Origin of the sequence: Tabrizicola sp., assembly GCF_041913445.1 — a bacterium.
Lineage (GTDB): Bacteria > Pseudomonadota > Alphaproteobacteria > Rhodobacterales > Rhodobacteraceae > Tabrizicola.
This window is the reverse complement of record NZ_JAYSFG010000009.1, coordinates 42816-55166: the sequence shown is the minus strand read 5'-3', so window position 1 is coordinate 55166 and position 12351 is coordinate 42816. Positions and strand designations below refer to the sequence as shown.

Below are 12351 nucleotides of genomic sequence, written 5' to 3'. Positions count from 1 at the left end.
CCCGCAAGGGGATCACGCTGCGCGGGTCTGCAGCACCCGGTGCAGGAAGGCGGCGAGGAACACAGCGGTCAGGATCAGGATCACCGTGGGCGCCGGGGCGCTGTCGAGATGGAAGCTGGCATAGATCCCGGCGATCATGGCGAAAAGGCAGATCAGGGTCGCGACGATCAGCATGGCTCCGAAGCTGCGCACCAGGAGGAAGGCGATGGCCCCTGGCGCGATGAGAAGGCCGATGGCCAGGATCAGCCCCACCGAGGACAGCGTGGCCACGATGGTCAGGGACAGGATCGCGAGAAGACCGTAGTGGAGCAGGTTCGTCCGCAGCCCCGAGACCTGCGCCTGGGCCGGGTCGAAGGCATGGAGCATCAGGTCGCGCCATTTCAACGCAAGGACCAGGGTGACGGGAGCAGCGATGAGCGCGGCCGTCAGCAGGTCCGCGCCCCCTACCCCGAGCATGTTGCCGAAGAGGATGTGGTCGAGGTGGACATCCGTCGGGAAGGCGGTGATGAGGACGATCCCCGCCGCGAACATGGCCGAGAAGACGACACCCATGACGGTGTCGCGCTTGATGCGGCTGTTGTCTGCCAGCCAGCCGGTCAACAGCGCCGATCCGAGGCCGGCGGCGAAGGCTCCGACCAGGAGCGGCAGGCCCGCCATGTAGGCAAGCACGATCCCCGGCAGGACGGCGTGAGAGACGGCATCGCCCATCAGCGCCCAGCCCTTCAGGACCAGGAAACAGGACAAGAGCGCCGTGGGCGGTGCCACGATCAGCGCGATCAGGAAGGCGTTCTGCATGAACGGGAACTGGAAGGGCTGGATCAGGGTCTCGATCATGCGCGTGCCCTTCGTTTCGCGGCGAAGAGGCCGTGTTTCGGGGCGAAGAGGAAGGCCAGCGCGAAGAGCGCGGTCTGGAGAAGGACGATGACGCCCCCGGTGGCCCCGTCGAGGAAGTAGCTGAGATAGGCGCCGACGAAGCCGGTCGCGGCTCCGATCCCGGCGGCGAGGGTCAGGAGGCGGGGAAAGCGGTCGGTCAGGAGATAGGCGGTCGCGCCGGGCGTCACGACCATCGCGACGACGAGGAACGCGCCGACGGTCTGCATGGCGGCGACAGTCGAGGCGGAGAGGAGCGTGAAGAAGACGAGTTTCAGAAGGTCGGGTCGCAGGCCGATGGTGCGGGCATGGGCCTCGTCGAAGAAGGTGACCATGAGGTCCTTCCAGAGGAGAAGGAGGACGGCGGCCGAGATGCCCCCGATCAGGATCAGCTGCAGCGTGTCACCGGGCGATATGGCGAGGATGTTGCCCATCGTGATGGTCTGGATCGAGACGGAGGTCGGGTAGATCGAGATGAGGAAGAGCCCGAGGCCGAAGAAGCTGGTGAAGATGAGGCCGATCACGGTGTCCGTCTTCAGGCCGGTGCGGTTCGTCAAGAACAGCATGGCGGCGGCGGCAAGGCCGCCCGACAGGAAGGCGCCAAGCGCGAAGGGAAGGCCCAGGATGTAGGCGCCCGCCACTCCCGGCACGACGGAGTGCGAGAGCGCGTCGCCGATCAGCGACCAGCCCTTGAGCATCAGGTAGGCCGAGAGGAACCCGCAGACCCCGCCGACGAGCGCCGAGACCCACATGGCGTTGGTCATGTAGCTGTAGGCGAAGGGTTCAAGCATGGATGCCCTCGCGCGGGTCGGGGCGGTTTTCAAATTGAGCGCTGACGCGCAAGGCTTTTGTCTCGGCCTCTTGCGTGAAGGACGCAAGCGGCCTCGGAGGGCCTCCGGCGGGGATATTTGGGCAAAGATGAAAGGGCTGGGTCATTTGTCGCCCTTGCGGCCGTACTGGACGAAGGGGCGTTCGTCGTCGGTGAGGATCGAGATCTCGCGGCTGTCGTCATCCTCGTGCAGGTCGGTGCCGCCGAGGGTGAAGTGGCGAAGGACGCCGCCGAAGGCCCGTTCGAGGTTGGCGCGGGTGAAGGTGGTTTCCGTGGGGCCGTGGGCGAGGACGGTGCCTTTCACCAGCACGGTCCGGTCGCAGAAGTCCGGGACCGATCCAAGGTTGTGGGTGGAGACCAGCATCACGTGGCCCTCGTCGCGCAGGGTGCGGAGAAGGGTGATGATCTGCTCTTCGGTCTTCACGTCGACGCCGGTGAAGGGCTCGTCCAGGAGGATGATCCGGCCCTCCTGGGCCAGCGCGCGGGCGAGGAAGACGCGTTTCTTCTGACCGCCGGAGAGTTCGCCGATCTGGCGGTGGCGGAGGTCCTGGAGGCCCACGCGGGCAAGCGCCTGATCGACCTTGGCGCGGTCGATCGCGGTGGGGCGGCGGAGGAATCCCATGTGGCCGTAACGGCCCATCATGACGACGTCCTCGACGAGGACCGGGAAGGACCAGTCCACCTCCTCGGCCTGGGGGACGTAGGCGACGAGGTTCTGCCGGAGTGCCTCGCGGACCGGCATCCCGAGCAGGCGGATCCTACCGCGGGCGACGGGGACGAAGCCCATGATCGCCTTGAAGAGCGTCGACTTGCCGGCGCCGTTGACGCCGACAAGCGCGGTGATGGTGCCCCTGGGGATGGCGAAGCTGGCGTCCGTAAGGGCTGTCAGCCCGTTGCGGTAGGTGACGGTCACCCCTTCGGCGAAGATGCCTTCGCTGTCCGCCCCGCTTCGCCCTTCGTCGCGCATTTCACCCTCAGTCCGCCGGGGTCAGCCCCTTGGCGATGGTTTCGGTCGTGACCTTCAGGAGGTCGAGATAGGTCGGCACCGGCCCGTCGCCAGCGGAGAGGCTGTCGACGTAGAGGACACCGCCGAAGGCCGCGCCGGTTTCGCGGGCGACCTGTTCGGCGGGGTCGGAGGAGACGGTGCTTTCGCAGAAGACCGCCGGGATCTGATGTTCGCGCACGCCGTCGATCATCGCCTGGACCTGGCGGGGCGTACCTTGCTGGTCGGCGTTGATGGGCCAGAGATAGAGTTCGGAAAGGCCGAGGTCGCGGGCAAGGTAGCTGAAGGCCCCCTCGCAGGTGGCGAGCCAGCGGCGATCCTCCGGCAGGGCGGCGATCTGGGCTTTCAGCGGGTCGAGCGCGGCGCGAAGCTGGGCCTTGTAGGCCTCGGCATTGGCCGCATAGGTGGCGGCGTTGGCGGGATCGGCTTCGGACAGCGCCTTCTGGATGTTGTCCACGTAGATCAGCGCGTTGTCGACGCTCATCCAGGCGTGGGGGTTCGGCTTGCCCTCGTAATCCCCGCCCGAGATCGAAATCGGTTCGATCCCGTCGGTCAGGGTGGCGGAGGGGACGTCGCCGAGGTTCGTAAGGAACTGTTCGAACCAGCGTTCCAGGTTCAGCCCGTTCCACAGGATCAGGTCGGCATCCGAGGCGCCGACGATGTCCTGCGGCGTCGGCTCGTAGCCGTGGATCTCGGCCCCCGGCTTGGTGATCGAGACGACCTCGACCCCCTCTCCGGCCACGTTGCGGGCCATGTCGGCGATCACGGTGAAGGTGGTCACGACCTTGAGCGGGTCCTGCGCCTGAGCGGTCACGGGAAGCGCGGTCGCGAGGGTGGCAAGCAGAAGGAAACGGCGGGAAAGCGGCATGGGAGCTCCATCAGCCTTGTCACAGAGTAGAATGTAAATGAGAAGCATTTGCAAGAAGACAAGTCCCCCCTGCCCCTCTGTTGCCGACGGGTCAGCCGGAGGGGGGCAGGAATCGCGCGACGAGCGGGGCGAGAACCAGCACCACCAGGATCCGCGCCACATGGTGCAGCGCCACGAAAGCCACGTCGGCGTGGATGGCAAGCGCGATGAGGCCCATTTCGGTCAGCCCGCCCGGAGCGAGCGCCAGAAGCGCCTGGTCGAGCCCGACGCCGGCCACCCGGCCCATGGCAAGCCCCGCCGCAGCTGCAAGCCCCAGCGTCAGGATGGTGGCGCCAAGGCTGAGAATTCCCGCCCGGGCAAGGGTTGCCGGAGCAATCCCCAGAAAGCGGCAGCCCAGGATCGTGCCCAGCATCACCTGCGCTGCATTGACCAGAAGCGCGGGCGGCGCGCTTTCGGTTATCCCGGCCATGTGGACCGCGGCCGACAGGATCAGGGGACCAAGGAAGGTCGGCGCGGGCAGTCGCAACCTTATGCCCAGAAGTGCCCCGAGCACGGCCGACCCGATCAGGATCAGGGCATCGGCGGGCCCGAGCGCCGGCCCCGGCACCGTGGCTGCCGCACCGACGTCATGTCCCAGCACGATCCGGAACAGGAAGGCCATCAACGCGATGGTGATGACGATGCGCAGCGAGTGGGCCAGGACGATGGCCGGGACGTTGGCCCCGCGCGCTTCGCCGAACTCGATCATCTCGGTCAGCCCGCCGGGCATTCCGGCGAAGTAGGCGGTCGTCCAGTCCTGCCTCCCGACATGGCGGTAGAAGGGAACCACCAGCGCCGCCACCGCGACCAGGTAGACAAGCAGGATCACCAAGGTCAGGAGCATCTCGCCCAGTTGGGCAAGGACATCCGGCGTGAAGCGCGACCCGAGCAGCACGCCGATGACCGCGACGATGGTTGAACGGAGCCTTACCGGTCCGGCAACAGGCAGACCGGCGACCGAGGCGGCCATGGTCACGAAAAGCGCGCCCAGCATCCACGGCAGGGGCAGCGACAGCAGGTAGAACGTGACCCCGCCCAGCGTCCCCAGAGCCAGTCCTGCAGCTATTCGGGCCAAAGGCGGCACGGTCCGTCCATTGCGATTGCGAGGCGTTTGACGAAGCGCCGTGAGGTCTGCATGGCGCAAGCAGCGCGTACCACAGTCATGCCCCGCCCGCCAGCCACGCGCGCGGAGGGGCCGACACCCTACCTGAGCCACCCGTCAAGATCGCGCCCGATCAGGCTGGCCGTCTTGCGGACATCCTCGGCATAAAGCCCTGCGAGATAGCTCGCATCCTGCGCAGAAATCGACCCAAGATCCCGGCTCTTGATCGGCTGGATCACGGCCGGCGCTATGTTCTGCATGGGCCGACAGCCCAGAAAGGCGCAGATATCGTTCACGGCCTTTCCCGGTTGGACCGCCAGATCATCGGTCAGCAGGAAATGGCAATTTTCCCGCGGAAAGAGGTCAAACATGTTGGCAATCTGGCCGGCGTAAAAGCCCCGCTCGACATAGCTGTAGACGCGCCAGTCACGGGTCCTGCGTTCGCGTCCTTCCCGAATCGCCTGCGGGAACGGCAGGTCCTCGGCGTCTCGCGAAACCTCCATGCGCCAGTTTGACCATGCGCGCCGGATCGGATCACGAAGGATGGCAATCAACCGGATTTGCGGGTTGTAGACCCTGATCCGTTCCAGAAACCGGCGATGGAGCATGTAGGCCGGGGTGATCTCTCCACAAAGCTGCCCCGGCTCCGCTGCCGAAAAGACGGCGTCGTAATCGCTGTAGTCGGGGGCGGTCCAGTCACGGCTGTCGTCGTCAAAGAAGTGCACTTCCTTGGTGGCGGGCAGAAAGAGGTCGGGGTGTGTCACCAGGTGGTGGTGCAAGGTCGTCGTCCCGCATTTCTGCGCTCCGACGATGAGGAAGTCGGCCTTTGCCAAGAGAATGATCCTGAGGTGGTGCGCCGCACCAGTTGGACGGCGCAGCCTGGTGTGTGGACAGGGCAAAGCGATTCGCCAAGCCATGACGCGCGGTATATGAATGTGTTTATCTTTAGAGAGATCAATTGCCAGACCGTAGAAGGTTCAAGGCATCATGACGGGAACCACCACGCCGGCCCCCTCGGGAACGCTTTGGCTTCACGTAGGCACCCACAAGACCGGGAGCACGTCGATCCAGGAGGCTCTCTCGCGTCGCGCCGAAGGGCTGAACGAGAGGGGAAGGCGCCTTCTGCCCGAAGCCAATGCCTGGGCCCTGGCCAACCTCTTCCTGCGTCCCAATGTCTGCAGCGCCGCGCGGATGCTGGGAACCGCAGGGCCGGAGAGCCTGAAGGATTTCGACGAGGCAAGCGCACAGGTCGCCGTGGCCTTGCGGTCTGACCGGGACATGATCATCAGCAGCGAAGCGTTCTGCCTGATGCGCGAGGCGCTGGAAGCCTTCGCAATCCGCGCTTTCTTCCGCGCGCATTTTGCCCGGATCGTCCCGGTCGTGATCCTGCGGCGCGAAGAGGACTGGCGCAGATCGCGCGAGGACCAGTTGCGCAAGACCGGACTTTGGGAGCGGCAGAGAGGGCTAGCGGATCGTGATAGTGCGGATGGCAGCTGGTATTACGACAGAGGCGCCCTGCTGCGCTTCTGGTCGATGATCGGGTCTCCCCAGGTCATCGACTACGACGAGGCGATGGCCGCCGACGGGTCGATCCTGCCGGCTTTCGGACGCGCGATCGGTATGCCTGACCTGTTCGAGGGTCTGGATTTGCGGCTTAACTCTCGGTAGTAGAGGCCGCAGACTGAGGGCTTTTGCCTTCCGGCTGGCACCGCCTTGCAATCGCTGCCAGCCTGACACATGTAGAAGCGCAGGTCCTGCTGTACCCGTGAAGGAGTTCTCTTGATCCGAACACCTATCCGCCGGGCAAGAGGCACCGTCACGGGTAGTCTGCCGACAGCGTGCCGGATCTGCGGGCCGGGTGGCGGCCAGCGGCGGCCTGAAGCAGCATGAACATGCCCTTGCTGATCGAGGTAGACCCGCGCGCGCAGCCTGCCGGGATGTGCGGAACGACCGATTGTTCAGGCCCTCGCGCGGCCCGGACGACATGTGAATGAGGGTCATCGAGTGACCAAGCCTGCCGAAAACCCGTCGCTGGTTTCGGGCATCATGCGGGTCGTGCGGGAGAATTTCCCCGGCCAGCGGAAGCCCTACATCATCGCGATCCTGGCGATGGTCGTGGTGGCGGTCACCACGTCGGCGACGGCGTGGATCATGAGTGCGATCTTCGACGTCCTGTCCAAGGAGCCCCATGCCTACCCCGCCGCCGTGGTCGCGGCCGCCGTGCTGCTGATCTTCATGACCAAGGGGCTAGCGGGCTACGTGCAGCAGGTCTTCCTGAGCCGGGCCGGCAACCGGGTCGTCGCGAACATCCAGCGCAGGATCTACCGCAAGCTCCTGCAGCAGGAAGCCGCATGGTTCGACACGACAGAATCTTCCGACATCCTCATCCGGGTGACGCAAAGCGCCCAATCGGCGCGGATGGTCCTGGACACCATCGTCACCGGCTTCGTGCGCGATGCGCTGACCTTGCTGGGGCTCATCACGGTGATGGTCTGGCAGCATGCCTTGCTGTCGCTGATCTTCCTGGTGATCGGCCCTCTGGCGCTTCTGGGCGTGCGGGCCGTCCTGGGCCGGGTCCGCAAGATCATGGCGGCGGAACTGGTGTCCCTGACCGAGATCCTGAAGGTGATCCAGGAAACCTCGGCCGGGCTGCGTGTCGTGCGGGCCTTCGGGCTGGAACAGATCCTGGAGAATCGCATGGACCGCGCCGTCCGCGACGTGGAGCGGCGCTCGAACTCGATCATCCGGCTGGAGAGCGTGACCTCGCCGATGATGGATACGCTGGCCGGAAGCGCGATCGCGACCATCGTCCTTGTCAGCGGGCTGAGCCTGGGCTTCGGCGAAGCGGCTACGCCCGGCGAGCTGATGGCTTTCGTGACGGCCCTGCTGATGGCCTACGAACCGGCCAAACGCCTGTCGCGGATGCGCGTGTCGCTCGAGGCCGCCTATGTCGGCGTGCGCATGATGTTCGACATCCTGGACCGCCCGGATTCCATGTCCGACGCCGCGGACGCGGTCGATCTGTCGCTGAAGGCCGGCGAAGTCGTGCTGAAGGACGTCCATTTCTCGTACGACGGCACGCGCGAGATCCTGTCGGGCCTGTCGATCACCTTTCCCGCCGGACGCACGACGGCACTGGTCGGGCCGTCGGGCGGCGGCAAGTCCACCATCATGAGCCTTCTTCTGCGCCTTTACGATCCATCCGAAGGCAAGGTCGAGATCGACGGCGTCGATCTGCGGTCGATCACCCGCCGCTCCCTGCAGGAACAGACGGCCTATGTGGGCCAGAACACCTTCCTCTTTTCCAACTCGGTGCGCGAGAACATCCGGATGGGCCGCGGCACGGCCACGGATGCCGAGGTGGAGGCGGCGGCGCAGGCGGCCCAGGCGCACGAGTTCATCATGGCGCTGCCCAGGGGGTACGACACGCAGGTGGGCGAGAACGGGGTGTTCCTGTCCGGAGGCCAGCGTCAGCGCCTGTCGCTTGCGCGGGCCATCCTGAAGAACGCCCCGATCCTTCTTCTGGACGAAGCGACAAGCGCGCTGGACAACCGGTCCGAGGCCCTGGTGCGCGACGCCATCGCCGAGGCCACGAAGGGCCGCACGACGATCATCATCGCGCACCGTCTGTCCACGGTCATGGCGGCCGACGACATCGCCTACATCGAGAACGGGCGGCTTGTGGAACAGGGCAAGCTGGCCGATCTTCTGGCGGCGCCAAGCCGCTTTGCCGCGCTGTTCAAGTCGGAATTTGCGCATCCGTCGGAGGATCAGCAGGGGCAGTGATGCATTTTAGTCATTGAACTGCGGACATGCCGTGGGCAGCGGGCTTAACAGCGGTTCCGGTGGCTGAGATGCAGAGGCTGACAGTCCACCTAGTCCGAAGCGAGGATCTCATCGATCAGCGTGCTGTACTTTCGGCTTCTTGAAAAGAACAAGGCGAACGGCCAACGTTTAAGCTTTCGCGCAACGGTCCGTGCGGCAATCAACTTCGCCTTCGTGGTCGGATCTGGAAGTCCGCCCGCACAGCGCGCCGACTGAAGCTCGGCCTCAATAGACCGGACATGTTCACGAGCGTAGCGCGTGGCACTTGAAAGCAGATCATTCTGAAGCAGCAATCCCGAAGGATCATCCTGAAACTCCGAGTCGCGCGCCTCCCCGCGAGCGTCCTTGGCCAGATCCATGCTCTGCAACTGATTCCATATATCCAGCGCTTCCGCGCATAGCTCGCGGTTAGAGACTGGCAGGGGCTCTACTGTCTGCGTAACAATTTCCCGCTTGAACGTTTGTTCAACGTCAGCCGGAAAGAGTTCCATGCCAAACCGGTCCCGAACTGCGGCGGCAACATTGAAACCGGCTGCGAAGCCGGCGTGACTGATGACGACGGAACGGTCGGGAAACCTGCGCCGGGCATCCAGCAACTTGCGATTGTGGACAACCCAAAGCGCCAGCGCATGGTCAGGCTGGCGCAGAATTCGGGAGTTAAGATCCTCTTCCAATCCCAACGCCAATTCGCGCGCGGCTCTTCTGTATAAGGACCAACTACTCTCTACCGGCGAACGATAAAGGATGAGAGCGTTCAGGGTGGGATCAATACCCAGCCAGTGCTGCAGGAAGTGACAAACTCGGGGATCCTTGAATCCCCAGTTCAGCGTTCGGGCCGCGCGCTTCGCACAGTAATCCTTGATGAATGCGCGGTGCTTTCTGCCCATGGCGAGTTCGGTCCCCGTCATGGATGTCCAGTCCAGACCCGCTTTCTTAAGGACAGCTTCATGAAACCGCACAGGGGCCAAATCTTCGAAGTAACCGTCCGGATTGTATTTGTTCCCGCTCATCAGTTCGTCACCGGCGTGCAAACCGGACTGGCTGAGATGCTGCATGAGCGATGAAGAGCCACTTCTGTGAAAGCTCGCTACGACCAGACCCATCCCGCGTTTCTTCTCCGTGCCTTTCTGTTCATAATGGAACTGCAGCACGCGATTCAGCCCACAGGGCCAAGGCCGCCATGACTGCTGGGTATCCAGAGCACTGGTGAAACGCGCCTACTTGCGCATGATGAGACCAAACAACAGGCAACCGAACTCTACGTGGCCAGGTCGGTTCTTCGTGGCCAGGTCGGTTCTTCGTGGCCAGGTCGGTTCTTCACCACCTAAACACTAGGAAAGCCGTTCCACACGCGGGGTCGGTCGGTCACATGTTTGGCGCACCCGACAGGATTCGAACCTGTGACCTCTGCCTTCGGAGGGCAGCACTCTATCCAGCTGAGCTACGGGTGCCTGCGCCTGTCCTTAGCGGAAGGAAGCGGGGGTTTCAATGGCTATCGGAACGGTCGGGAACACCACCCGCAACGGAGGAAAAAAGAGACCAAAGCTCAGCCAGGGCAAGATGTTGACCGAATCGCAGGGTAACGGTCCTGTGGTGAAAGTCATGTCGCTTAAAGGAGTTCAAAGTGCGCCCGTTGTCCCAAAGCCTTTCCCGCCGGAAGTCTTCGCTCCTCCTTTCCCTGTCCAGCCTGGCCCTGCTCGCCGCCTGCGGGGGCGGAGAAGACGGCAACGACTTCTTCACGATCAGCCCCAATCCCGGTGGCTCCGGCATCTTCGGCAGCTACTTCATGGAGTCGATCACCGATGAGTGGCGGCAGGCCGCAGCCAACTTCCGCGAGAACAACCCGCGGTTCGTGTTTCAGAATGGCACCTTCTTCAACGGGACCGTCTTTGCCAACCCGCTGCACTCGTCGCGCGTCGACTATGCCCATGCGGTGGGTCTGACCGGCCAGGGCCAGGTGATCGCGGTGGTGGACGACGGGTTCCTCCAGGGCCATGAGGCACTGGCCGGAAAGATCGTTTCCACGACCGGCAATCCGGTGGTCGATGACCACGGCACCCGCGTCGCCTCGATCGCGGCGGGGAATTCCGAGACGATGGTCGGAGTGGCACCCGGAGCAGGCCTTATCCTGAGCGACTGGGGCTCGTCAAACTACGACAACCTTCGGCTTGCCGCCATCGAGGCCCGGAACCGCAGGGCAGTCGCGCAGAACAATTCCTGGGGCTTTGTTGACCAGGCGAAGGTTGCGTTACCAGTCACGCCCGAAAGCTTTAATGAGATTTTCGCCAATCCAGTGGGAGCTGCATGGCTTTCAGAACTGAGGTCCTACACCCTTGGTGCGCCGGGTTGGTCCGGCGGCGTTGTCGTGTTTGCTATCGACAACGTAGACAGAGGCATAGCCGGGCTCATGGATGCTCTGCCGGCGATTGACGGACAAGAGGATCTTGAACGGGGATGGATCGCCGCCGGCAACGCCATTCCGGTGTTCGATGACAACGGCGTTACTGCCGTGGCAAGCCTTGTATCCTCTCCATGTTACCAGTCCGCACCCTGGTGCATCATGGCTGATGGTTATTGGGTTTCTGCGACGGAAAGTGGCGGCTATAGCGGGAAGACGGGGTCCTCATTTGCCGCGCCTCAGGTCGCAGGTGCTCTTGCCCTGTTAGCCCAGGCTTTTCCCAATCTGACCCCGCATCAACTGCGGGCCCGCCTGCTGGCGTCGGCCGACAACACCTTCACTGGCTTCGCGAATGCCGGGACCGGCGTGGCCGACCTCGATCCCGGCGCCGGCGTGTTCAACCACACCTTCTCGAACGAGTTCGGCCACGGCTTCCTGGACATCCGCGCCGCGCTTCTTCCCATCGGCCAGACCACCCTGGCGATGGACGATGGTGCGACGGTCAAGACGCAGGACTATGCCTTCTCGACCGGGGGCGCGATGGGTGATGCGGTCCAGCGCGCGCTGGAGGGGATCGACGTGACCGCAACCGACGCGCTTGGCGGCGATTTCGAGGTCGCGGCGAAGAACTTTGCCACCGCCGCCGCGCCAAGCGATCTGGCGCAAACCCTGGCCGCGCGGTCCCTGGGCAAGGACTTCCGCAGCGCGCGGACGGCTCGGGTCAACCCGCTGTCGGACACCTTCGCCGCCCATCCCGGCCAGTCGCTGGAGCTGAACGGCCCCGACGGCGCCCGCGCCTCGGTCCTAGTGGGCGGGGCCGAGGATTATGGCATCGCGCTGTCGCAGCGGCTGGGCGATGGCGATGTCGCCGTGGATGTCGGCGTCAAGCTGGCACGCGACGGGGGCAGCCTGATGGGCTTCTCCGGCAGCGGCAATTCGGGCGGCGCCTCGATGGCGTCGCTTACGCTGGCGCTGTCGACCGACACTGGCGAGGGCGGGTTCTTCGCGCTTTCGGGCGAAATGGGCGTCGCCGATCTTGGAGCCACCACCGCGATCACCAGCGCGGGCCAGGCGCAGTTCAATGCCATCCGGCTAGACCTTGGCGGTCGGGACGTGCTGGCGTCGGGCGACAAGCTGACGGTCGGGGTGTCCATGCCGATTGCCGTGACTTCGGGCGGTGCCGAGATGCTGCTTCCCGCCTCCGGCGGGTCGGAAACCCGGTCCGTCGGCATCGACCTTGCGCCGGAAGAGCGGCAGATCGACCTGTCGATCAGCTATGCCGTGCCGATGAGCGACAACTCGGAATTCCTGATGGAAGTGGTGCGGGCCGAGAACTATGGCAACATTTCCGGCCTTACCGACAGTGCCGCGGTCATCGGGATGAAGTGGTCGTTCTGAACCGCCTGCCGGGCGGCGG

General features: G+C 64.4%; 10 protein-coding genes and 1 tRNA gene. 3 read left to right on the top strand and 8 right to left on the bottom strand.

Going from position 1 to position 12351, the window contains the following annotated elements; all coding sequences use genetic code 11:
• Nucleotides 1-12: 12 nt before the first annotated feature.
• The 6 genes from ACE3Q6_RS12005 to ACE3Q6_RS11980 all read right to left on the bottom strand — a co-directional run bounded on the left by ACE3Q6_RS12005 (nucleotide 13) and on the right by ACE3Q6_RS11980 (nucleotide 5544).
• The gene (locus ACE3Q6_RS12005) at nucleotides 13-834 is read right to left on the bottom strand and encodes a metal ABC transporter permease (protein ID WP_374432477.1); all 822 of its coding nucleotides are present in this window, start codon (nucleotides 832-834) and stop codon (nucleotides 13-15) included.
• Nucleotides 831-1661, bottom strand: coding sequence for a metal ABC transporter permease (locus tag ACE3Q6_RS12000; RefSeq protein WP_374432476.1), 831 nt, complete (start codon nucleotides 1659-1661; stop codon nucleotides 831-833). The genes ACE3Q6_RS12005 and ACE3Q6_RS12000 overlap by 4 nt, the downstream gene beginning before the upstream one ends.
• Before the next feature lie 141 nt (nucleotides 1662-1802).
• Nucleotides 1803-2666 (bottom strand): manganese/iron ABC transporter ATP-binding protein, encoded by an 864-nt coding sequence (locus tag ACE3Q6_RS11995; protein WP_374432474.1) that lies wholly within the window; start codon nucleotides 2664-2666, stop codon nucleotides 1803-1805.
• Nucleotides 2667-2673: 7 nt separating this feature from the next.
• Nucleotides 2674-3570, bottom strand: a complete 897-nt coding sequence (locus ACE3Q6_RS11990; protein ID WP_374432473.1) for a metal ABC transporter substrate-binding protein — start codon at nucleotides 3568-3570, stop codon at nucleotides 2674-2676.
• 91 nt (nucleotides 3571-3661) lie between these two features.
• Nucleotides 3662-4684 carry an AbrB family transcriptional regulator gene (locus ACE3Q6_RS11985; protein WP_374432472.1) on the bottom strand — a complete coding sequence of 341 codons (1023 nt, stop codon included), beginning with the start codon at nucleotides 4682-4684 and terminating at the stop codon, nucleotides 3662-3664.
• Nucleotides 4685-4812: 128 nt separating this feature from the next.
• Nucleotides 4813-5544, bottom strand: coding sequence for a sulfotransferase (locus ACE3Q6_RS11980; protein WP_374432471.1), 732 nt, complete (start codon nucleotides 5542-5544; stop codon nucleotides 4813-4815).
• A gap of 154 nt (nucleotides 5545-5698) precedes the next feature.
• Here ACE3Q6_RS11980 and ACE3Q6_RS11975 point away from each other — a divergent pair, with 154 nt between their 5' ends.
• Nucleotides 5699-6379 carry a hypothetical protein gene (locus ACE3Q6_RS11975; protein ID WP_374432470.1) on the top strand — a complete coding sequence of 227 codons (681 nt, stop codon included), beginning with the start codon at nucleotides 5699-5701 and terminating at the stop codon, nucleotides 6377-6379.
• 336 nt (nucleotides 6380-6715) lie between these two features.
• Nucleotides 6716-8497 carry an ABC transporter ATP-binding protein gene (locus ACE3Q6_RS11970; RefSeq protein WP_374432469.1) on the top strand — a complete coding sequence of 594 codons (1782 nt, stop codon included), beginning with the start codon at nucleotides 6716-6718 and terminating at the stop codon, nucleotides 8495-8497.
• An 89-nt stretch (nucleotides 8498-8586) separates the two neighbouring features.
• Here ACE3Q6_RS11970 and ACE3Q6_RS11965 read toward each other — a convergent pair whose 3' ends face one another.
• Nucleotides 8587-9687, bottom strand: coding sequence for a hypothetical protein (locus ACE3Q6_RS11965; RefSeq protein WP_374432468.1), 1101 nt, complete (start codon nucleotides 9685-9687; stop codon nucleotides 8587-8589).
• A gap of 223 nt (nucleotides 9688-9910) precedes the next feature.
• Nucleotides 9911-9987 (bottom strand) — tRNA-Arg (locus ACE3Q6_RS11960).
• 173 nt (nucleotides 9988-10160) lie between these two features.
• Between ACE3Q6_RS11960 and ACE3Q6_RS11955 the strand changes: the two genes are divergently transcribed.
• A complete protein-coding gene (locus tag ACE3Q6_RS11955) occupies nucleotides 10161-12332 on the top strand; it encodes a S8 family serine peptidase (RefSeq protein ID WP_374432467.1) in 2172 nt (723 codons plus the stop codon).
• Nucleotides 12333-12351: the final 19 nt, after the last annotated feature.